Origin of the sequence: Rubrivivax sp. JA1055, assembly GCF_020966565.1 — a bacterium.
Classification (GTDB): Bacteria; Pseudomonadota; Gammaproteobacteria; order Burkholderiales; family Burkholderiaceae_C; genus Rubrivivax; species Rubrivivax benzoatilyticus.
In genome coordinates this window covers 214,764-236,352 of sequence record NZ_JAJKFP010000001.1, presented here as the reverse complement: position 1 = coordinate 236,352, position 21,589 = coordinate 214,764, and the positions used below count along the sequence as shown (strand labels likewise).

The window sequence follows — 21,589 nt, the reverse complement described above, 5'->3', positions numbered from 1 at the left end:
GGGCGCGTGCGCCCGGCGGGTCGGGACGCCGATGCTACGGCTGGTGCGGCCAGGTCGACGAGATCACCTGCGTCTGCGGATCGTCCGCCGGGCAGGTCCAGGGGCCGGCCGGCGTGCTGTCGGTGGCCGGGCCGGCGCTGATGACGAGGAAGTTCTGGTTCACCAGCGCGCCGCCGACGCTGCTGTAGGCGGCCGGGTGGTCGCTGTTGCGTGTCGGGTTCTGCGCCGGCGAGTAGCGGCAGACGCGCAGGTGGTTCGGCGCGGCGTCGGTGGCGTCGCTGGCCAGCTGGCGCAGGGCGGGCGCGACCGGCGGGTCGGCGAAGTGCAGGTCCGAGCGCCCCGACCAGACGCCGGCCGACACCTCCACCGGCACCGCGCAGTAGTAGACGACGAAGCGCGGGCGGGGGCCGGTGGGCTGCGGGTCGGCACGGTGCACGCAGACGTCGTCGACACTCTGGCCGACGCGCCGCACGCGCACGAAGCCTTGCGCGGGCACCGAGGCGAGGTCGGCGTCGTCGAGCTCCGGCGGGTTCTCGGCGAGCGCCGCGCTCGGCGCCTGCCCGGTCGCGAAGCGCACGTAGCCGGTCAGCAGGAAGGCGTAGCTGGAGCTGCAGACCCCGGCCACCGAGCAGGTCCGGGTGATGACACCGGTCAGGTTGTCGAAGGTCCAGCTGACGCCGCCGCTGCCGCCGGGCTGGAAGCTGCTGCTGCCGTCGCCGTTGTCCTGGGCCTGCGGCGGGATCGCCGGGTGGCGGCCGCCGGGCGTGGCCAGCGCCGTCTTCGCCGGCGACAGGATCAGCGAGCCGGCCAGCGCCGGCGGCGTGCCGGCGATCAGGGTCGCGAAATCGACCCACTGGTTGTCGCTCTCGGCGCGGCGGTCGCGCCAGGCGACCTGCAGCTCGACCATCTTGGCGCGGCCGGCGCCTGCCGCGGTCACCGTCTGGTGGAGCGTGAACTCGGTGTTCGCGATGCCGGTCGCGACGGGTTCGCCGTCGAGGTCTGCGATGCCTTCGTAGCTGAGGCCGCTGGCGCCGGCCAGCGAGGTGTAGCCGCGCAGCGTGTCCAGCTGTTCCTGGGCGATGCGCACGGCCTCGCTGCGCTGGCGCGAGACGTCGGCGTTGGCACGCAGCGTGGCCTGCAGCCCGACGACGCCGAGCAGGCCGATCGCCATCACGGCCAGCGCGACCATCGCCTCGACCAGCGAGACGCCGCGGGCCGCGTGCAGGCGCGCCGTCACGGGAAGTCCTTCCAGCTGCCGGGCACGCGCACGAAGCTGCCGCTCAGCGTCGCGAGGTGGCGCATCACCTCGGGGTCGTGACGCACCGCGCTGCCGGGGCTGGTCGCGATGTCGAGCTGGTTCTCGGCGACCAGCGCACCCTCGACACGCGCCAGGCCGCTGAGGCGCCAGTTGGCGGCGCGGCCGTAGACCAGGCCGTGCACGGTGCGCCCGCCGGCGTCGAAGTCGAGGTCTCCGGTGACGACGAGGGTCACCGGCATGGCGCTGCTGCCGATGTCGCCGCTGCCGTCGAGCAGCAGGTCGCCCTCGACCCAGATCGGGCGGCCCGGGTTCAGCGCGACCGTGGTGGCCAGCGTGCTGCCGTCGCAGGCCGACATCCCGCAGTCGAGCACGACGGCGGCCGGCTGGTCGCGGAAGGTCTCGGGCCGCATCATGAAAACCGACGCGAACATGCGCATGCCGGCGAGCGAGGGCTCGGGCAGGGCCAGGCCCGCGAGCGCGCCGTCGCCGGCCCGCAGCGCCGTGGCCGTGTCGGCGGGCGAGCCCGGCGCGGCTTCGACGCCGATGCCGGCAATCGTGCCGCCGGCGCGCGCGGCAAAGCCGAGGTCCTGGCCGCGGCGCCCGGCCACGAGGCTGCCGCCGCTGCTGCCGATGTCCTGCCGCGCGACGATCGTGTCGCGCGGCGCGACCCCGCTGACGATCTTGGTGGCGCTGCGCTCCAGCGCCGGGACGCGCCCGGTCATGCCGGCCCAGGTGGAGATCGCGGCGAAGCCTTCGCCGCCCGGCGCGACGGCGCGCACGATCGGCAGCGTGCTCATGTTCGGCGCGAAGGCCAGGCACGCCTCGGCGAGCCGGGTGCAGGCGTTGGCGTAGATGCGCACCATGCCCGGCCGCGTGCTGGAGCCGACGAGCGCGACGCGGAACGCGGGGTGGGGGCCGTCGCCGGCCGGTGCGTCGGGCAGCTCGACGCCGGTGGCCGGGCAGCGGCAGCGCCAGGCCGCGCCGTCGCGCACGCAGGTCGCGAACGCGGCGGTGCCGGTCGCGGCGTTCAGGCGGGGGCCGTAGAAGCCCTTGTCCGGGTCCACCACCAGGTAGCGCTCGCGATAGCTCGTGTCGCTGGGCTCGGTGCTGGGTTCGCAGTCGCCATCGATGCGGCCGCCGTTGAGCTTCAGCAGCGCCCACTCCAGCGCCGCCTCGGCGGTCTCCATCGCCTGCGTGGACCGGTACTGGTTGATGCCGGTGCGCTGCTCGAAGATCAGGTTGCGGCTGGTGTAGGCGGCCACCAGCGAGACGACGAAGAACAGCAGCAGCACGACGGCCAGCGCCGCCAGGCCCTGCTGGCCGGCGCGGCGGCGCGGGGGTGGGGCGGCGGGCCTCATGCCGGGCACATGCGCGTCGGCTCCGCCGGGTCGCGGAACTCGATGTCGTCGTTGCGCAGCTTGACCGTGGCCTGCAGCGCGCGGCGCACGCTCGGGTCGGCCACCGACTCGGCCTCGATCGTGACCTTCAGCAGCCGCACGCGCAGCACCGGCCAGCAGTCGGTCGAGCCGTCGGCGCAGAGCTTGGCGCAGGGCAGCGGCTCGGGCGTGCTGCCGTCGTCCAGCCATTCGACGTCGAAGCGTGTCACCTTGACCGAGCGGCCGTCGGTCAGCTCCTGCCAGTTCGCCGGCGTCGCCGACTGCAGGCAGGTGCTGCCGGAGACGGCGTCGGCGGCGTGGATCGCCGACCGCAGCACGCCGTTGTCGAGGCGGATGCCCAGCGCGCTGTTGTTGTCGCCGCTGCGGTAGTAGCGGTAGACCACCGAGCCCGAGCCGGGCGTCACGGTGGTGTAGCGGTTGCACTGCGGGTCGGGGTTCTCGGTGGACCAGACGGCGCTGCTCTGGGCCTCGTTCCAGATGCCGGCGCGGCGCAGGTCGCGCACGACGATGTCGGCGGTGGCGCGCAGGTCCTGCTGCAGCTGGGTCTCCAGCAGCAGCCGGCGGTTCTCGGTGAGCTGCCCGGACACCAGCAGCGCCGACGCGGCGACGACCAGCAGGCCGATCGTCACGCCGACCATCAGCTCGACGATCGACAGCCCGCGCTGGCCGCGGCGCGGCGGCGCGGCGCGCCGCGGCCGGCGGCTCAGCACGGCGAGGCCCCCAGCGCCGGCCGGCTGGCGCAGGCGCTCGGCCGGCCGGCGCGGCCGACGGTGGTGCGCAGGTAGCGTTCGGTGTCGAGCAGGGTGTCGAGCACGAAGGCGTTCAGCGGCTGGGGCAGCAGGTCGAGGCTGTGCGTCAGCAGGCCGCCGGTCAGCGGGTCGAAGCCGAAGCCGCGGTCGCCGGCGGGCAGCTGGAAGCGCACGCCGCCGTCGGCCGGCAGCACGACGGTGCGCAGCTCGATGGCCACCGCGTTCGGGCAGGCCAAGCCGGGGCCGCGGGTGCAGTCGCAATAGAGCTTGCTCGCGTCGGCGCCGGGACGCAGCTCGTAGATCGTGTAGCAGGCCACCGGCGTGCCCGCCGCCGGGAAGAGCACGAAGGACCGCAGGCCGTGTGCCACCGCCTGGCCGCGGGCGAACTGCACGTCGGTGCCGAGCTGCGCGTTGACGCTCTTGAGCCGCTGCACGCGGATGTAGTCGAACAGCGACGGCGCGCCCAGCGCCAGCATCACGCCCAGCAGGCCGATCGCGAGCATCAGCTCGATCAGCGTCAGGCCGCGCGGCCGGGGCGAGGCGGCGCGCATCACCGGGGCCAGCAGGCGTGGGCCACGCCGTAGGAGAAGTCGCCGCAGCTGCCGCAGCCGGCGTACTCGAGGTTGCCGCCGCGCAGGCGCATGCTGAGGTGGCGGCACTGCGGGTCGGCGGCCTGGCTGGTGCCGCTGCGGCCGCGGGCGGTGACGACGTAGGCGCTGGCCAGCGTGTCGCCCGGCGCGGCCGAGCTGCCGATCTCGATCGTGTAGTAGCCCGAGACGCTGGCGTCACCCAGCCCGAGGTCGGCGAGCGAGGTGGCGTATTCGGCGTGGTTGCTGCGCCAGCGCTCCTGCGCCTGCTGCACCGCCGCGACCGCGGCGTAGGCATCGGAGCGCCGGCTCTTGCGGATGCTGTCCAGGAAGGAGGGCAGCGCCAGCGCGCCGATCACGCCCAGCACCACCAGCGTGATCGCCAGCTCGACGAGCGTGAAGCCGCCGCCAGACCCCACCGCGGAACACCGACGCGACCGGTTGGACATGCGGCAGATTATTTTCAGCGTGGTCCGCGGCCGAACCGTTCGTCGCGGCGGCGCCGCCGTTCGTCGCGGAGTGGGGCCCGGGTTCAAGGGATCAGCAGGCGGCTTCGCCCGGCAGGCCGTCGGGCGAGCAGCGCCGCACCCGGCCCATCAGGTTGACGACGAGGTGCAGCCGCGGCCCCTGCGGCAGCGACAGCCGCACCGTGGTCGTCGGCGTGACGGTGCCGCGTGTCGGCTCGAAGAGGATCGAGCCGACGTTGGCGCGCAGTTCGACGGGGTGGCCGGCGCCGAGATCGGCCTGGCGCAGCACGAGCCGGCCCGGGCAGGCCGCGGCGCCGGGCCCGCAGCCGCAGCCGGCCGGGCCGTCGTGCAGCAGCCAGCAGCGCGGGCCGGCGAACTCCAGCCGCAGCGGGCGCGACTGGGCGGCGGCCTGGCTGCGTGCGAACGCGATGTCGGTCTGCAGCGCCGAGGCCACGGCGCGCAGCCGCTCGCGCTCGCCGATTGCCGCGAAGCCCGGCACCGCCAGGCCGACGACCACCGCGGCCAGCGCCAGCGTGACGGCGCTCTCGACCAGCGTCAGCCCGCGCCTGCGGCGCGGTCGTGGAACCCGGATCTCGGCCATGCTCGTCCTCCCGTGCCGGGGCACTCTAGGAAGACGGGGCGCGGCCTGCGCTCCCCTCGTGGCGGGTTCGCGGGGCGCCCGCCGGTGGCGGCCCCCGCGCGGGGGATCAGCGGCTCAGATGTCGCGGATCAGCTGGCTGAACTCGTCGACGTCCTCGAAGCTGCGGTAGACCGACGCAAAACGCACGTAGGCCACCTTGTCCAGCTTCTCGAGCTCGCGCATCACGAGCTCGCCGACGCGTGTGCTCGGCACCTCGCGTGCGCCGCCGGCGACGAGCTGCTCCTGGATGCGCTCGATCGCGGCGTCGATCTTCTCGACGCCCACCGGACGCTTGCGCAGCGCCAGCAGCATCGACGCGCGCAGCTTCTCGGGGTCGAACTCGACCCGCGCGCCGTCTTTCTTGACGACGGCGGGCATCGCGACCTCGGCGCGTTCGTAGGTCGTGAAGCGCTTCTCGCACTTCAGGCAGCGGCGGCGTCGGCGCACGACGCCGCCCTCGTCGGACTCGCGGGTCTCGACGACCTGCGTCTCGCCGTGGGCGCAGTACGGACAACGCATGCGCCGCCGCTCCTGTTCAGCGGTAGACCGGGAAGTCGCGCGTCAGCGCCGCGACCTTCTCGCGCACCGCGGCCAGGTTGGCCTCGTCGTGCGGGTTGTCGAGCACGTCGGCGATCAGGTGCGCGGTGCGGCGCACCTCGTCTTCCTTGAAGCCGCGCGTCGTCATCGCCGGCGTGCCCAGGCGGATGCCGCTGGTGACCATCGGCTTCTGCGGGTCGTTCGGGATGCCGTTCTTGTTGCAGGTCATGTGGGCCTTGCCCAGCAGGCTTTCCGCTTCCTTGCCGGTCAGGCCCTTGGGGCGCAGGTCGACGAGCATCACGTGGCTCTCGGTGCCGCCGCTGACGATGCGCAGGCCGCGCGCGATCAGCGTCTCGGCCAGCACCTTGGCGTTGGCGACGACCTGCTGCTGGTAGGCCTTGAATTCGGGGGACAGCGCTTCCTTGAACGCGACCGCCTTGCCGGCGATGACGTGCATCAGCGGGCCGCCCTGGATGCCGGGGAAGATCGCGCTGTTGATCTTCTTGGCGATCGCCTCGTCGTTCATCAGGATGATGCCGCCGCGCGGGCCACGCAGGCTCTTGTGCGTGGTGGACGTGACGACGTCGGCATGCGGCACCGGGTTCGGGTAGACGCCGGCGGCGATCAGGCCCGCGTAGTGCGCCATGTCGACCATGAAGTAGGCGCCGACGGCCTTGGCGACCTTGGCGAAACGTTCGAAGTCGATGCGCAGGCTGTAGGCCGAGGCGCCGGCGATGATGAGCTTGGGCTTGTGCTCGTGCGCCAGGCGTTCCATCGCGTCGTAGTCGATGGCTTCGTGGGCGTCCAGGCCGTAGCTGACGACCTTGAACCACTTGCCGCTCATGTTCAGCGGCATGCCGTGCGTCAGGTGGCCGCCTTCGGACAGGCTCATGCCCATGATCGTGTCGCCCGGCTCGAGCAGGCCGAAGAACACGGCCTGGTTGGCCTGCGAACCCGAGTTCGGCTGCACGTTGGCGAAGTTGGCGCCGAAGAGCTGCTTGACGCGGTCGATCGCCAGCTGCTCGACGACGTCGACGTGTTCGCAGCCGCCGTAGTAGCGCTTGCCGGGGTAGCCCTCGGCGTACTTGTTGGTGAGTTGCGAGCCTTGCGCGGCCATCACCGCGGGGCTGGTGTAGTTCTCCGACGCGATGAGCTCGATGTGCTCTTCCTGGCGGCGGTTCTCGTCCTGGATGGTCGCCCAGATTTCAGGGTCGACGTTGGCGAGCGTGGATTGGGTACGGTCGAACACGGCAGTCCTCTTCGGAGTGAAGGGCCATCGAGCGCCCCGCGGCGGAGCGTCGTCGAGGGCTGCCCAGGCGAACGGCTGACGCCGGCGGTGGGCCGGCCTGCGCTTCCCGGTGGTCAGTCCACCTCGGGGCCGGCGGTTGCGGCCCCTCATCGCCAGTCGCGCAGGACGCGGAGTGTAACGGCAGCGGCCGGGGCCGCCGCCGTGGCGAGGTCAAACGCCGGCGCTCAGGGGCGCAGCATCGCCAGCTGTTCGGCGCGCGGCGGCGCCGGGGGCGCGGCCGGCAGCGGCATCGGCGCGGCGTCGCGCGGCACCGTGATCGGCGCGTTGATTGACACACGGTTGCCCGCGGCCACGCGCTTGAGGTAGTCCTGCTCGGTCATCACGCGGTCGACGTAGCCGCCGTCGCTGTCCAGCAGCGCGGCGCCGACGTAGTGCTTCAGGCCCTGCTGCAGGCCGCCGGCGCGCGTGATGCACTCCTTGAGCACCTGCACGCCGACCCGCAGGTTGCTGATCGGGTCGAACGCGGCGTGGGTGCCGCCGAAAGCCTGGTACTTGTCGTCGTGGATGCGGGTCATCACCTGCATCAGGCCCTGGGCGCCGACCGGGCTCTGCGCGAACGGGTTGAAGCTCGACTCGACGGCCATGATGGCCAGGATCAGCGTCGGGTCCAGGCCGGCGCGCTGGCCGATGGTCCAGGCTTCCTGCACCAGCGCGCTGATCGGCTCCGGCGCCACCTTGTAGCGGCGCGAGATCCAGCTCGCGACGGCGGCCTGCTGGTCGGTCAGGCCGTTCGGGTCGGCTGCGGTCGCACGCGTCACGGCCAGCGGCTCGGACGGCACCAGTTCCGCGTCCGCGATGGCCGCAGCGCGCACTTCATGGCGCGTCTGCAGCCACTCGAAGGCCAGGGTCTCGGCCTGCTGACGCAGGTCCTCCCGGCCGGCCACGAAGACGAGCACCGCCACCACCGCCAGGCCGACCACGGCCAGGGTGTTGTGCCCGATCTCGAGCAGGCCGTGACCGACGTCACGTGCGAATACCGTCAGCGAGCGCCCCGTGGCTTGCTGCGCGCTGCGCAGCACGGCAATGGCTTTCATCGCATCCCTCTTCCAAGCGCCGTCCTCTAGGCCCCAGGGCCGCGGCGCCAAGGGGGCGCTGGGGCGGGGTGACGGCGATAATCGACCGACTACCGCAAGCGACCGACGAATGGGCCGCGCGGAGCGGGACTTCAGCGACCGTCCAGGTGATTACGCTGAGGACGGTACGGGTCTGCCCTGATCCAGATCCAGGGCTTCCGAAATTTTAGGAAGGCTCTCATATCCGGTCAAGAATATGAAAGCCGTCTCTTATATCCACAGAGAATGAACTACCGAGACTTGCGGGACTTCATCACCCAGCTCGAAGCCCGCGGCGAGTTGCGCACCATCACCGATCCGGTGTCCCCGGTGCTCGAGATGACCGCGCTGGGCGACAAGCTGCTGCGTGCCGGCGGGCCGGCCGTGCTGTGCCGCAACCCGACCGGGTTCTCGATCCCGGTGCTGATCAATCTGTTCGGCACCCCCCAACGTGTCGCCCTCGGCATGGGGGCCTCGTCGACCGCCGAGCTGCGCGAGGTCGGCCGGCTGCTGGCCGGTCTCAAGGAGCCCGAGCCGCCCAAGGGCCTGAAGGACGCCGGCAAGCTGCTGTCGATGGCCAAGGCGCTGTGGGACATGAAGCCCGCGCTGCAGCGCAGCGCGCCCTGCCAGGAGGTGGTGCTCGAAGGCCCGGACGTCGACCTCGGCCGGCTGCCGATCCAGACCTGCTGGCCCGGCGACGCCGGCCCGCTGCTGACCTGGGGCCTCGTCGTCACGCGCGGCCCGCAGGCCGTGGCCAACCCGCGCCAGCGCCAGAACCTGGGCATCTACCGCCAGCAGCTGATCGGCCGCAACCGGCTGATCATGCGCTGGCTGGCGCACCGCGGCGGCGCGCTGGATTTCCGCGAGTTCGCGCTCGCCAACCCCGGCAAGCCCTTCCCGATCGCGGTGGCACTCGGCGCCGACCCGGCGACCATCCTCGGCGCCGTGACGCCGGTGCCCGACAGCCTGTCCGAATACCAGTTCGCCGGCCTGCTGCGCGGCAGCCGCACCGAGCTCGTCGAATCCGGCGTCGGCGAAGGCCGCGCGCTGCAGGTGCCGGCCAGCGCCGAGATCGTGCTCGAAGGTCACATCCCGCCGGCGCCGGCCGGCTTCAGCGGCGAGTCCGACCGCGGCGTCAAGCTGTGCGAGCGCGGCGGCTACCTGCATGCGCTGGAAGGCCCGTTCGGCGACCACACCGGCTACTACAACGAGCAGGACTGGTTCCCGGTGTTCCAGGTCGACCGCATCACGCACCGCCGCGACCCGATCTACCACTCCACCTACACCGGCAAGCCGCCCGACGAGCCGGCGGTGCTGGGCGTGGCGCTGAACGAGGTCTTCGTGCCGATCCTGCAGAAGCAGTTTCCGGAGATCGTCGACTTCTACCTGCCGCCCGAGGGCTGCAGCTATCGCATGGCGGTGATCTCGATCCGCAAGGCCTACCCCGGCCACGCCAAGCGCGTGATGTTCGGGCTGTGGAGCTTCCTGCGCCAGTTCATGTACACCAAGTTCATCGTCGTCACCGACGAGGACGTGAACATCCGCGAGTGGCGCGAAGTCATCTGGGCGATCACCACGCGCATGGACCCGGTGCGCGACACGACGCTGGTCTCGGAGACGCCGATCGACTACCTGGATTTCGCGTCGCCGGTCAGCGGCCTGGGCGGCAAGATGGGCCTGGACGCGACCAACAAGTGGCCCGGCGAGACCACGCGCGAGTGGGGCCGGACGATCACGATGGACGCCGCCGTCGAGCAGCGTGTGCAGTCGCTCGCAGAACGTTTGATCTCGGCCTCTTGACCTCCGCCGGCGACGCAAAACGCCTTGAAACCGCGTGCCGCGTCGCCTAACTTGGAGAGGCCTGACAGCAGGCATCTAGGAAGACGGCGCAATTCCTGCGCGTCGGGAGCCCCGGACCACTTTCCTCTGGAGCTCCATCGGTGACGAGAGGTCACCCGCCCCCTCCGGTCCCCTGGGCCGGAGGGGGTTTCGTTTTGTGGGGCTTGTTTTGCGCCTGCGCAGGCCCGGAGCTTGCTCGATCCCGTGTGTGACCCCCCCGCGCGCCGCCACGGTGCGAGCGGTGTTCTCCCGGTGCCCGGCCTCGGTGCGCCGGGTTGCGGCGTCTTCCGTGTGAATTTCCACGCCTGACGTTGGCATCTCTGTGGACAACTCGTGCGCGGCGTCGCCAGGTGCTTGATTCACCGGGCTTTTCATCGGATTGCCACAATTTGTGGCAGCGCCCGGCGGCTGCCGGCGCGGTGCACCGGCCCCGTGCGGGCGGCCGGTTCAGGCCCCGATGAAGTGCCGCCGGTAGCGTGCCGGCAGGTCCGCCAGGCGCAGCATCACCGGCAGGTCGGCGGTGTTGAAGTCGGGGTCCCAGGCCGGTGCGCCGAGCACGCGTGCACCGCAGCGCAGATAACCCTTGAGCAGCGGCGGCGCGTCGACCGGCAGGTCCTGGCGCAGTTCGTCGACCGGCAGCGCCAGCCGCGGCGTCACGCGCCATTCGGGCGCGGCCAGGTGCGTGGCTTCCAGGCGCCGCCACAGGCTGGCGGCGGCGTGACCGCCGTCGCGCATGCCGACGCTGGCGCAGCCGACCATGGTCTGCAGGCCGTTGCGCACCATGAAGGCGGCGAGCGCGCCCCACAGCGCCATCACGACGCCGCCGGAGCGCCAGTCCGGGTGCACGCAGGAGCGGCCGAGCTCGACCATCGTCGCGCGCAGCGGCTCCAGGGCGCGGAGATCGAACTCGTTGTCGCTGTACAGCCCGCCGGCACGTGCGGCGGCTGCCGGCGTCATCACGCGGTAGGTGCCGACGACGGCGCCGGGCTCGCCGGCGTCGCCCGGGGCGCGCACCAGCAGGTGTTCGCAGAACGCGTCGTAGCGGTCGACGTCCAGCCCCGCGGGCGTGCCGGGCGGCACCTCGAGCCGGGCGCCCATCTCGCCGGCGAAGACCTCGTGGCGCAGACGCTGGGCCTCGCGCACCTCGTCCTCGTCGCGCGCCCAGGCGACGACGAGCGCGGCCTCGGCGGTGGGTGCCGCCGGCAGCGGGGCGCGGGGGCTGAGGGCGCCGGCGCGGTCCTCGATCGGGGCGGCGGCGAGCGGCGGAGTCAGGATCGTGTCGGGCATGGACGGCCATCGTCACGGCCGGGGGTGACGCCCGGGTGAAGCGTCGATGACGAAGCCGTGGCGGTGCGCGCCGCGTGCCGGCGGGCATGACCGGGCGCAAACGCCGCCGTGATGCCGGCGCGGCGTCATCGCACGATCACGGCGGCCGCCTGCAATGCCGGGCGTCGTGCCGCGGGCACGAACGCCACAGGACACCCATGACGACCTCCAACGACAACCGCTCCCGCCCGGCGCCGTCGCGCCGCCGTTTCCTGCAGACCAGCGCCGGCCTGGCGTCCGTCATCACGCTGCCGTCCTGGCTGGCCGGCTGCGGCGGTGGTGACGACGACCGCCCGCTGCGCCTGGCCGTGCTCAGCGACGTGCACCTCTACGACAGCACGGCGCTGGGCACCAGCAGCGAGCTCGACGCCTACCTGCTGCAGGACCGCAAGATGATCCGGGAGAGCGTCGAGATCCTCGACGCCGCGCTGGCCGCGATCGTGGCCGACAAGCCCGACGCGCTGCTGATCTCCGGCGACCTGACCAAGGACGGTGAACGTGTCAACCACGAGCTGCTCGCCTCCAGGCTGCAGGCGCTGCGGGCGCGCGGCATCCGGGCCTACGTGATCCCCGGCAACCACGACGTCGCCAACCCCGACGCGAAGGACTTCCGCAGCGTGCCGGCGACCGCCGCCGAGACCGTCGACGCCGCCGCGTTCGCGACGATCTACGCCAGCTGCGGCTACGGCGACACGATCTCGCGCGACCCGGCGTCGCTGAGCTACGTCGCCGAGCTGGGCACCGGCGTCTGGCTCTTCGCCATCGACTCCTGCCGTTACGCCGAGAGCGCCCATCCGAGCGCGCCGATCACCGCCGGCCGCGTGCGCGCCCAGACGCTCGCCTGGCTGCAGCACTGGCTGGGCATCGCGCGCCAGCGCGGCATCGCCGCCGTCGGCACCATGCACCACGGCCTGATCGAGCACTTCCCCGGCCAGTCGAGCTTCTTCCCCGAGTACCTGGTCGAGGACCGCGAGGCCCTGGCCGCCGCCTTCGCCGCGGCGGGCCTGACGGTGGTCTTCACCGGCCACTACCACGCCCAGGACATCGTGCGCGCCAGCTACGGCGGTGTCATGGTGCACGACATCGAGACCGGCTCGACGGTCACCGCGCCCAGCCCCTACCGCCTGGTGACGATCGACCGCGGCGCCGGCACGCTGGCCATCACCAGCAGCACGGTCAAGGCGACGGCCGGCCACCCCAGCGACTTCGTCGCCTGGTCGCAGGACTATCTGGAGACCGGCCTGCAGACGCTGGTGGCCGGGCTGCTGGGCTCGGCGCCGTACTCGCTGCCGGCGCAGACCGTCGCGATGCTGGTGCCGCTGATCGTGCCGGCGATGGTCGCGCACTACGCCGGCGACGAGCAGCTCGACGACGCCAACGTGCTGGCCACGCTGCAGGCCATGGCGCAGAGCGCCGACCCGATGACGGCGATGCTCGGCGGCTTCGTGCTCGGCCTGTGGAACGACCCGCAGCCGGGCGACAACACGCTGTCGATCACGCTCTGAACACCGCCGGCCGGATGTCCCCGGCCGACGTTGGCATCCCTGTGGACAAACCGTGGGGCCGGCGCGCAAGTGCGCGCCAGGCCACGAGTTTTTTTGGATTGCCTGGTTTTTGAGCACGGCCGCCGGTGCTGGGCGGCGGCTCGGCGGCTCCGTATCATCGCGGCGCGCCGCCTGGGCGTGCCCGTCTCCGCTGCCGATGTCCTGCTCCGAAGTGCGTCCCGATCCTGCCTGCTCTGGCCTGCCGCCGGCCCTGGCCGCGGTGCTTGCCGCGGGCATCCCGCTGACGCAACCGGGCCTGGCCTCGAGCTGCGTGCTGCTGGACGCCGGCGCGCTGGACACGGCCGACTGGTCGGCGCTGGCCGAACCGGGCCAGACGCGCGTCTTCGCCGACGGCGGCCCGCAGGCGGTGCGCATCGCCGCCGAGCTGCAACGCCACGGCCTGGCGGCGGACACCCCGGCGGCGCGTCTCGACGGCGAGACCGTCGTCGCCACCGGCCTGGCGGCGCTGCCGGCCGGCGCCGGCACGCTGGTGGTCGGCGAGACGGTGCGCCTGTCGCGGCACTTCGAAGCCGCGCCGGCCGCCGAGCAGCAGGCCTCGCCCGGCGGCGAACACTACGGCCCGGCCGACGCGCGCCGCCTGCAGCGCCTGCTGGCCGGGCGGCGCGACATGCGCCACTTCCGCCGCGGCGAGCGCATCGCGCCCGAGACGCTGCAGCGCCTGCTGCAGGCGGCGCACCACGCGCCGTCGGTGGGCATGATGCAGCCCTGGCGCTACCTGCGCATCAGCGACCCGGCGCGCCGCGAAGCGATCGCCGCGCTGGTCGCGCGCGAACGCGACGCCACCGCCAGCGCGATGGGCGAACGTGCCGCCGAGTTCCTGCGCCTGAAGGTCGAAGGCATCCGCGAATGCGCCGAGCTGCTGGTCGCGGCGCTGCCGCCCGACGACGGCACGGTCTTCGGCCGGCGCACGATGCCGCGCGAGATGGTCGTCTGCTCGCTCGCCTGCTCGATCCAGAACCTCTGGCTGGCCGCGCGCGTCGAGAACCTGGGCCTGGGCTGGGTGTCGATGTTCGAGCCGCAGCCGCTGGCCGAGCTGCTGGCGATGCCGGCCGGCGCGATGCCGCTGGCCATCCTCTGCCTCGGGCCGGTCGAGGCCTTCTACCCGGCGCCGATGCTGGAGATCGAAGGCTGGCGCTCGCGCCGCCCGTGGCAGGACGCGGTCTACGAGAACGCCTGGGGCGAACCCGCCAGCCCGAACTCGGCGGCCAGCAAGGCGTAGGAGCGTTGGCGCACGGCTTCGTCGTAGGTCCAGGTGTTGACGACGACGTGGTCCAGCGCCAGCCGCGAGGCCAGCGCGCGCAGCCGCGCACCGACCTCGGCGGCGCTGCCGACCAGCGCCTGCTCGCGCGCGCCGGCCAGCAGCGCCAGTTCGTCGGGTTCGAAGCCGGCCAGCGCCACCTGCTCGGGCGACTGCAGCGGCGCGATGCGGCCGCGGCGGCGGTCCAGCCACCAGCGTTCCCGCGGCAGCGCCTGCTGGCGCGCGGCGTCGCCGTCGTCGGCGGCCAGCGCCCAGACGCAGATCGTGGCCTCGGGTTTCGGGTGGCGTTCGCTCGGCTGGTACAGGCCGCGGTAGAGGTCCAGCGCCGCCTCGACGCCGTGGCCGTCGGAGAAGAAGTAGGCGAAGGCGTAGGGCAGGCCGAGCTGGGCCGCGAGCTGCGCGCCGTAGGTCGAGCTGCCGAGGATCCAGACCTCGGGCGTGCGTTCGGCGCCAGAACCCGCCGGTGCCCGCGGATGCGCGACGATGCCGCGGTGGCGCGCGCCGCCCACCCAGGCCTGCAGCTCGGCCACCTGCTGCGGGAAGCCCTCGGCGGCCAGTGCCGCGTTCGGGTTCAGCGCGGTCGCGGTGCGCATGTCGCCGCCCGGCGCGCGGCCGACGCCGAGGTCGATGCGGCCCGGCGCCAGCGCGTCGAGCACGCGGAACTGCTCGGCCACCTTCAGCGCCGCGTAGTGCGGCAGCATGACGCCGGCGCTGCCCAGGCGGATGCGGCGCGTGCGTGCCGCGGCGGCGGCCAGCAGCAGCTCGGGCGCGGTGCCGACCAGCGCGTCCATGTTGTGGTGCTCGCTGACCCAGAAGCGTTCGTAGCCCAGGGTCTCGGCGAGCTCGGCCAGCGCGACGCCGGCGCGGATGGCCTCGTCCTCGCCGCGGCCGGCGACCGCCGGCGACTGGTCCAGCACCGACAGCCGCATCACACGAGGGCGGCGGCGCGGCGCACGAGATCGGCGGCCTTCTCGCCGATCATGAGGGTCGGGGCGTTGGTGTTTCCGGAGACGATGCTGGGCATGATCGACGCGTCGGCCACCCGCAGGCCCTGGATCCCCTTGACCCGGAGCTCGGCGTCGACGACGTCGCCCCGGCCCGGCCCCATGCGGCAGCTGCCGACCGGGTGGTAGATCGTGTCGGCGTGCTGGCGCACCCAGTGCTCCAGCGCGGTGTCGTCCAGCCCCGCGGCCGAGGGCCGGCCGCCACCGGCCAGCGCCGGCTGCGCGAGGATGCGCTGCGTCAGCCGCACGCCGTCCATCAGCCGGCGCAGGTCGTCGGGGTGGTCCAGGAAGCCGGGGTCGATGCGCGGCGGCGCCAGCGGGTCGGCGGCCCTCAGCGTCACGCGGCCGCGGCTCTGGGGCCGCAGCACGCAGACGTGGGCCGACCAGCCGTGGCCCCAGACCGTGCTCCGGCCGTGGTCGACCAGCTTGCCGATGACGAAGTGCAGCTGCACGTCGGGCCGCATCTCGTCGGCGCGCGTGCGCAGGAAGGCGCCGGACTCGGCGAAATTGGTCGTCAGCAGGCCGCGGCGCCGCGAGCGCCACTGCTGCACGCCGGCCAGCACGCGCAGCGCGCCGCCCGCCGACACGCCCACCGTCTCCTTGGCGCCCGGCGCGTCGACCAGCAGCACGACGTCGGGGTGGTCGTGCAGGTGGCGGCCGACGCCCGGCAGATCGTGCACGACCGGCACGCCCAGCGCCTGCAGCTCGGCGCCCGGGCCGATGCCCGACAGCAGCAGCAGCTGCGGCGACTGCAGCGCACCCGCCGACAGGATGACCTCGCGCCGCGCTGCCAGCACGCGCCGCGTGCCGCCCTGCAGCAGCTCGACGCCGGTGGCGCGGCAGCCTTCGAGCACCACCTTCAGCACCTGCGCGCCGGTGACGACGTCCAGGTTGGGCCGATCGAGCGCCGGCGTCAGGTAGGCCTTGGCGGCGCTGAAACGTTCGCCGCCGCGGTGCGTCACCTGGTACATGCCGACGCCTTCCTGGTGTTCGCCGTTGAAGTCGCGGTTCTCGGTGAAACCCGCCTGGCGGCCGGCCTCGATGAAGCGCCGCGACCAGGGGTTGGGCTCGGGCAGGTCCATCACGTTCAGCGGGCCGGCGGCGCCGTGCCAGGCGTCGGCGCCGCGTTCGTTGTGCTCGGACCTCTTGAAGTACGGCAGCACGTCGGCCCAGCCCCAGCCCGGGTTGCCGGCGGCGGCCCAGGCGTCGTAGTCCTCGCGCTGGCCGCGGATGTAGATCATCGCGTTGATGGAACTGGAGCCGCCGAGCACCTTGCCGCGCGGCTGGTAGCCGGCGCGCCCGTCCAGCCCGGACTGGGCGACGGTCTCGAAGGCCCAGTTGGCCTGGCCGGTGCGGGCCATCAGCGCGATGCCGGCGGGGCAGTGGATCAGCGCGCTGCGGTCGGGCTCGCCGGCTTCGAGCAGCGCGACGCGCACGTCGGGGTCCTCGGACAGGCGCGCGGCGAGCACGCAGCCCGCCGACCCTCCCCCGACGATCAGGTAGTCGTACACGCTGGTCTCCGGTGCTCGTGGTTGTCGGACGATCTTAGCCAGCCCGGCTGGAGAGATCGCTCCAGAGCCGCCCGGGGCTGTCACCCCCGCGTCCTCGGCGGCCGCCGTCTGCACCGGACACGCGGCTTGCCGATAATCGCCCCCCGCGGCCGACCCGGCCGCCCACCGCCGCCGGCCGCCCGCGCCGCCGCGGCCGCGCCCATCAGGCGCCTTGGAGACCCGCCGTGTTCCAGCGTTTCGAACGGCTGGTGCATCCCTACCCGGATGCGCTGCCGCCCACGCCGCCGAAGACCTTCGTCGCCTTCCTCTGGGAATGCTCGCGCGGCATGCGCGGGCTGCTGCTCGCGCTGACGCTGCTGACCGCCGGCATCGGCGCCTTCGAGGCGCTGCTGTTCAGCATGATGGCCCACGTCATCGACGTGCTGGCCCAGGTCGAGCCGGCCCGGCTGTGGGAGCAGGAAGGCCGCACGCTGCTGCTGCTGGGCGGCGTGCTGCTCGGCAGCATCGTGCTCGCCGGCGTGCAGGCGCTGGTCAAGTACCAGTCGCTGTTCGGCAACTTCCCGATGCGGCTGCGCTGGAACTTCCACCGCCAGCTGCTCGAGCAGAGCATGGGCTTCTACCAGGACGAGTTCGCCGGCCGCATCGCCACCAAGGTGATGCAGACCGCGCTGGCGGTGCGCGACACCTGGCTGATCCTGGCCGACATCCTGGTCTACGTGCTGATCTATTTCGTCACGCTGGTCGGCATCGTCGGCGGCTTCGACCTGTGGCTGGTGCTGCCGTTCGCCGGCTGGCTGGCCTGCTACATCGGCTGCCTGGTGTTCTTCGTGCCGCGGCTGGGCAAGGTCGGCCAGGCCCAGGCCGACGCGCGCTCGCTGATGACCGGGCGCATCACCGACGCCTACACCAACATCGCCACCGTCAAGCTGTTCTCGCACTCGCAGCGCGAGGCGCGTTACGCACGCAGCGCGATGCAGGAGTTCATGGGCACGGTGCACGGCCAGATGCGGCTGGTCAGCGGCTTCGAGATCGCCAACCAGGCGCTGAGCGTCGGCCTGATCGCGTCGACCGCCGGCGCCTGCCTGTGGCTGTGGACGCAGGGCCAGGTGGGTGTCGGCGCGGTCGCCGCGGCCACCGCGATGGCCTTCCGCCTGAACGGCATCTCGCACTGGGTGATGTGGGAGATGGCTTCGCTGTTCGAGCACATCGGCACGGTGCACGACGGCATCGGCACGCTGTCCAAGGCGCGCAGCGTGCTCGACAAGCCCGAGGCCAAACCGCTGGAGGTCTCGCGCGGCGAGATCCGCTTCGAGGCCGTGCGCTTCTCGTACGACGCGCGCAAGCTGGTGCTCGACGACCTCGACCTCGTCATCCGCCCGGGCGAGAAGATCGGCCTCGTCGGCCGCTCCGGCGCCGGCAAGAGCACGGTGGTGAACCTGCTGCTGCGGCTGTACGACATCGACTCGGGCCGCATCCTGATCGACGGCCAGGACATCGCCGGCGTCACCCAGACCAGCCTGCGCGCGGCGATCGGCATGGTCACGCAGGACACCTCGCTGCTGCACCGCTCGGTGCGCGACAACATCCTCTACGGCCGGCCCGACGCCGGCGACGAGGACATGCGCCGCGCCGCCGAACGTGCCGCGGCGGCCGACTTCATCGCCGGCCTGGCCGACGCCAAGGGCCGCCAGGGTTACGACGCCCACGTCGGCGAACGCGGCGTCAAGCTCTCTGGCGGCCAGCGCCAGCGCATCGCCATCGCCCGCGTGATGCTGAAGGACGCGCCGATCCTGCTGCTCGACGAAGCCACCAGCGCGCTGGACAGCGAGGTCGAGGCCGCCATCCAGGACAGCCTGTACAAGCTGATGGAAGGCAAGACGGTGGTCGCGATCGCGCACCGCCTGTCGACGATCGCGGCGATGGACCGGCTGGTGGTGATGGACCGCGGCCGCATCGTCGAGGTCGGCGACCACCGCAGCCTGCTGGCCGCCGGCGGCCTGTACGCGCGGCTGTGGGCGCACCAGAGCGGCGGTTTCCTCGGCGAGGACGACGCCGACGAGGCGGTGGCCACGGCGGGCTGATCCGCCTCGGGCGAGGGCGGCGCCGCCTCAGCGCGGCGGCGGCTCGGGCATCGGCCGGGTCGGCGCGAAACCGTGTTCGTCGGGCGTCAGCGACATCGGCTGGGTCTCGGCCCAGCCGGCGTCGGCGCTGCGGGGGCGGTCCTGCGGCGCCAGCGCACGCTCCAGCGCGGCGCGGCGTTCGGTCTGGTCGTTGACGGCCGGCGGCGCGGCGTGCAGCCGGCGCTTGAGGTCGCGCGTCTCGGCCTCGGCCTCGAAACGCGAGTGCTGGGCGTCGGCCAGCAGCCGGCGCAGCTGGGCGACACGGCGGCGGTGCCACAGCGCCGCGGCAAGGCTGAACACGGTGAACACGAGGGCGGCAGCGAGCAACGGGGGCCAGTAAGCGTCCATCGAGCGCGTATCGACGCGGCCGCGCGGCGACTTGAGCATTCGCGCAAATCGCCATCCCGCCGCGAGACGAAAGCCACGCCGGGCGCCCGCGCCGGCCCTGCCGCCACCCGGGCGACCCCGGCGCGGCGACAATCGCCGGTTCGCCCCGTTGTCCCCACCCGAGAGCACGCCGTGTCCCACGCCCTCACTCCGCCGCGCCCGGCGCGCGCCCTCACCGGCTACAAGCCGTTCTGGGCCAAGCGTTTCGGCCCCGCGCCCTTCCTGCCGACCACGCGGCGGGAGATGGAGGCGCTCGGCTGGGACTCCTGCGACATCGTCATCGTCACCGGCGACGCCTACGTCGACCATCCGAGCTTCGGCATGGCCGTCATCGGCCGCGTGCTGGAGGCTCAGGGTTTCCGCGTCGGCATCATCCCGCAGCCCGAGTGGAACGCCGTCGAGTCCTTCCAGGTGCTGGGGCGCCCGAACCTGTTCTTCGGCATCGCCGCCGGGAACATGGATTCGATGATCAACCACTACACGGCCGACCGCCGCATCCGCAGCGACGACGCCTACACCGCCGGCGCCGCCGCCGGCAAGCGCCCCGACCGCGCGACGCTGGTCTACACCCAGCGCTGCCAGCAGGCCTACAAGGACGTGCCGGTGGTCATCGGCGGCATCGAGGCCAGCCTGCGCCGCGTCGCCCACTACGACTACTGGCAGGACAAGGTGCGGCGCTCGATCCTCGCCGACAGCAAGGCCGACCTGCTGGTCTACGGCAACGCCGAGCGCGCCATCGTCGAGATCGCCCACCGCCTGGCGCGGCGCGAGCCCGTCGAGACGATGACCGACATCCGCGGCACCGCCTTCCTGGTGCGCAGCGGCTTCGCGCCTCAGGGTTTCATCGAGATCGACTCCAGCGAGGTCGACCTGCCGGGCCGCGTCGACGCGCTGCCCAACCCCTACGAGCCGCCCGACCACGCCGGCGGCAACGCGATCGAAGGCCCCGCGGCCGCCGACCCGACCGTCATCGACGCCGAGCCGGCTGCACCGGCTGCGGCCGCGGCGGCTGTTGCCGAGCAGCCGATCACGATCGTGCCGCGCCGCGCCGCGCGCCCGGCGCCGCCGCCGCGCGACCGCACGGTGATCCGCATGCCGTCGTACGAGCAGGTCCGCGCCGACCCGGTGCTCTACGCCCATGCCAGCCGCGTGCTGCACCTGGAGACCAACCCCGGCAACGCGCGGGCGCTGGTGCAGCGCCACGGCGAGCGCGACGTGTGGATCAACCCGCCGCCGCTGCCGCTGAACATGCCGGAGATGGACCACGTCTTCGACCTGCCGTACGCGCGCAGCCCGCACCCGCGCTACGCCGACGAGTTCGGCCGCCACGACGGCGCGACGAAGATCCCGGCCTGGGAGATGATCCGCTTCAGCGTGAACATCATGCGTGGCTGCTTCGGCGGCTGCACCTTCTGCTCGATCACCGAGCACGAGGGCCGCATCATCCAGAGCCGCAGCGCGGACAGCATCGTGCGCGAGGTCGAGCAGATGCGCACGATGCCGGGCTTCACCGGCGTCGTCAGCGACCTGGGCGGGCCGACGGCCAACATGTACCGCCTGGGCTGCAAGAGCCCCGAGATCGAGGCCGCCTGCCGCAAGCCGAGCTGCGTCTACCCCGACATCTGCCAGAACCTGCGCACCGACCACGGCCCGCTGGTGAAGATCTACCGCCGCGTGCGTGCGCTGCCGGGCGTCAAGAAGGTGCTGATCGGCTCGGGCCTGCGCTACGACCTGGCGGTGAAGAGCCTGGAGTACACGCGCGAGCTGGTGTCGCACCACGTCGGCGGCTATCTGAAGATCGCGCCCGAGCACACCGAGCGCGGGCCGCTGTCCAAGATGATGAAGCCGGGCATCGGCAGCTACGACCGCTTCAAGCAGCTGTTCGACCAGTTCAGCGCCGAGGCGGGCAAGAAGCAGTACCTGATCCCGTACTTCATCGCCGCGCACCCGGGCACCACCGACGAGGACATGATGAATCTCGCGCTGTGGCTCAAGCAGAACGGCTTCAAGGCCGACCAGGTGCAGACCTTCTACCCCAGCCCGATGGCCACCGCGACGGCGATGTACCACTCGGGGCTGAACCCGCTGAAGGGCGTGCACCGCGACGAACGCGGCGAACGTGTGGACGTGGTGCGCGGCGAACGCCGCCGCCGGCTGCACAAGGCCTTCTTGCGCTGGCACGACCCGAACAACTGGCCGCTGCTGCGCGAGGCGCTGAAGGAAATGGGCCGCGCCGACCTGATCGGCAACGGCAAGCACCACCTGATCCCGACCTACCAACCGGCCACCGACGGCAGCTACCAGAGCGCGCGGCGCAAGAACAGCACGCCGTCCAAGGGCACGGTGCTGACCCAGCACACGGGGCTGCCGCCGCGGGCGGGGTTGCCGTGCGGGCGGGGGCAGTCTGCCGGTGCGGCGAGTGGCGCGGCTGCGCGGGGCGCGGCGCCGGGGCGGGGGGCTGGTGGCAAGCCGGCGTCGTCGGCCTCTGCGTCGGCCGGATCGGCGCGTGCGCGGCCGGCGGCGGGCGGCGGTGGAAAGCCGGGCTCGGTGGCGAAGGGGCGCAAGCGCTGAGCTTGGGGCGGG

At 72.7% G+C, this 21,589-nt stretch carries 18 protein-coding genes and 1 riboswitch; of the genes, 5 read left to right on the top strand and 13 right to left on the bottom strand.

What is annotated here, in order from left to right; genetic code table 11:
* Positions 1 to 34 precede the first annotated feature (34 nt).
* The 9 genes from LOC65_RS01000 to LOC65_RS00960 form a co-directional block, all read right to left on the bottom strand.
* Positions 35 to 1,237 (bottom strand): prepilin-type N-terminal cleavage/methylation domain-containing protein, encoded by a 1,203-nt coding sequence (locus tag LOC65_RS01000; RefSeq protein WP_230246274.1) that lies wholly within the window; start codon positions 1,235 to 1,237, stop codon positions 35 to 37.
* On the bottom strand, positions 1,234 to 2,616 hold the full coding sequence (locus tag LOC65_RS00995; protein WP_230246272.1) for a PilX N-terminal domain-containing pilus assembly protein: 1,383 nt from the start codon (positions 2,614 to 2,616) through the stop codon (positions 1,234 to 1,236). The genes LOC65_RS01000 and LOC65_RS00995 overlap by 4 nt, the downstream gene beginning before the upstream one ends.
* Positions 2,613 to 3,365, bottom strand: a complete 753-nt coding sequence (locus LOC65_RS00990) for a prepilin-type N-terminal cleavage/methylation domain-containing protein (protein ID WP_230246270.1) — start codon at positions 3,363 to 3,365, stop codon at positions 2,613 to 2,615. Before LOC65_RS00990 ends, LOC65_RS00995 begins: the two co-directional genes overlap by 4 nt.
* Entirely contained in the window at positions 3,359 to 3,955 is a 597-nt protein-coding gene (locus tag LOC65_RS00985; protein ID WP_009857415.1) for a Tfp pilus assembly protein FimT/FimU, read from the bottom strand. Before LOC65_RS00985 ends, LOC65_RS00990 begins: the two co-directional genes overlap by 7 nt.
* A complete protein-coding gene (locus LOC65_RS00980; protein ID WP_029718961.1) occupies positions 3,955 to 4,440 on the bottom strand; it encodes a type IV pilin protein in 486 nt (161 codons plus the stop codon). The genes LOC65_RS00985 and LOC65_RS00980 overlap by 1 nt, the downstream gene beginning before the upstream one ends.
* A gap of 91 nt (positions 4,441 to 4,531) precedes the next feature.
* Positions 4,532 to 5,059 (bottom strand): Tfp pilus assembly protein FimT/FimU, encoded by a 528-nt coding sequence (locus tag LOC65_RS00975; RefSeq protein ID WP_230246269.1) that lies wholly within the window; start codon positions 5,057 to 5,059, stop codon positions 4,532 to 4,534.
* 114 nt (positions 5,060 to 5,173) lie between these two features.
* The gene (gene nrdR / locus LOC65_RS00970) at positions 5,174 to 5,617 is read right to left on the bottom strand and encodes a transcriptional regulator NrdR (protein ID WP_009857412.1); all 444 of its coding nucleotides are present in this window, start codon (positions 5,615 to 5,617) and stop codon (positions 5,174 to 5,176) included.
* A gap of 16 nt (positions 5,618 to 5,633) precedes the next feature.
* Positions 5,634 to 6,884, bottom strand: a complete 1,251-nt coding sequence (glyA, locus tag LOC65_RS00965) for a serine hydroxymethyltransferase (protein ID WP_230246268.1) — start codon at positions 6,882 to 6,884, stop codon at positions 5,634 to 5,636.
* A 54-nt stretch (positions 6,885 to 6,938) separates the two neighbouring features.
* Positions 6,939 to 7,054, bottom strand: a riboswitch (ZMP/ZTP riboswitch).
* 54 nt (positions 7,055 to 7,108) lie between these two features.
* Positions 7,109 to 7,978: a lytic transglycosylase domain-containing protein gene (locus LOC65_RS00960; protein ID WP_009857410.1), complete on the bottom strand. Its 870-nt coding sequence runs from the start codon at positions 7,976 to 7,978 to the stop codon at positions 7,109 to 7,111.
* 264 nt (positions 7,979 to 8,242) lie between these two features.
* On the opposite strand from LOC65_RS00960, the gene LOC65_RS00955 reads away from it, so the two are divergent.
* Positions 8,243 to 9,796 carry a UbiD family decarboxylase gene (locus LOC65_RS00955; RefSeq protein WP_230246267.1) on the top strand — a complete coding sequence of 518 codons (1,554 nt, stop codon included), beginning with the start codon at positions 8,243 to 8,245 and terminating at the stop codon, positions 9,794 to 9,796.
* Between the two features lie 486 nt (positions 9,797 to 10,282).
* On the opposite strand, the gene LOC65_RS00950 is transcribed toward LOC65_RS00955, so the two are convergent.
* Positions 10,283 to 11,122 (bottom strand): GNAT family N-acetyltransferase, encoded by an 840-nt coding sequence (locus LOC65_RS00950; RefSeq protein ID WP_230246266.1) that lies wholly within the window; start codon positions 11,120 to 11,122, stop codon positions 10,283 to 10,285.
* A gap of 197 nt (positions 11,123 to 11,319) precedes the next feature.
* On the opposite strand from LOC65_RS00950, the gene LOC65_RS00945 reads away from it, so the two are divergent.
* A complete protein-coding gene (locus LOC65_RS00945) occupies positions 11,320 to 12,666 on the top strand; it encodes a metallophosphoesterase (RefSeq protein WP_230246265.1) in 1,347 nt (448 codons plus the stop codon).
* Between the two features lie 196 nt (positions 12,667 to 12,862).
* Positions 12,863 to 13,945 (top strand): 5,6-dimethylbenzimidazole synthase, encoded by a 1,083-nt coding sequence (gene bluB, locus LOC65_RS19430; protein ID WP_310736909.1) that lies wholly within the window; start codon positions 12,863 to 12,865, stop codon positions 13,943 to 13,945.
* Here bluB and LOC65_RS00935 read toward each other — a convergent pair.
* Positions 13,888 to 14,913: an MsnO8 family LLM class oxidoreductase gene (locus LOC65_RS00935; protein ID WP_230246264.1), complete on the bottom strand. Its 1,026-nt coding sequence runs from the start codon at positions 14,911 to 14,913 to the stop codon at positions 13,888 to 13,890. The genes bluB and LOC65_RS00935 overlap by 58 nt on opposite strands.
* A complete protein-coding gene (locus LOC65_RS00930; protein ID WP_230246263.1) occupies positions 14,913 to 16,499 on the bottom strand; it encodes a GMC family oxidoreductase in 1,587 nt (528 codons plus the stop codon). Before LOC65_RS00930 ends, LOC65_RS00935 begins: the two co-directional genes overlap by 1 nt.
* 224 nt (positions 16,500 to 16,723) lie before the next feature.
* Between LOC65_RS00930 and LOC65_RS00925 the strand changes: the two genes are divergently transcribed.
* Complete coding sequence (locus LOC65_RS00925) at positions 16,724 to 18,580, top strand: ABC transporter ATP-binding protein (RefSeq protein ID WP_230246262.1); 1,857 nt, start codon at positions 16,724 to 16,726, stop codon at positions 18,578 to 18,580.
* Between the two features lie 27 nt (positions 18,581 to 18,607).
* On the opposite strand, the gene LOC65_RS00920 is transcribed toward LOC65_RS00925, so the two are convergent.
* Entirely contained in the window at positions 18,608 to 18,946 is a 339-nt protein-coding gene (locus LOC65_RS00920; RefSeq protein ID WP_230246261.1) for a hypothetical protein, read from the bottom strand.
* A 192-nt stretch (positions 18,947 to 19,138) separates the two neighbouring features.
* Between LOC65_RS00920 and LOC65_RS00915 the strand changes: the two genes are divergently transcribed.
* On the top strand, positions 19,139 to 21,577 hold the full coding sequence (locus LOC65_RS00915) for a YgiQ family radical SAM protein (protein WP_230246260.1): 2,439 nt from the start codon (positions 19,139 to 19,141) through the stop codon (positions 21,575 to 21,577).
* The last annotated feature ends 12 nt before the right edge of the window (positions 21,578 to 21,589 follow it).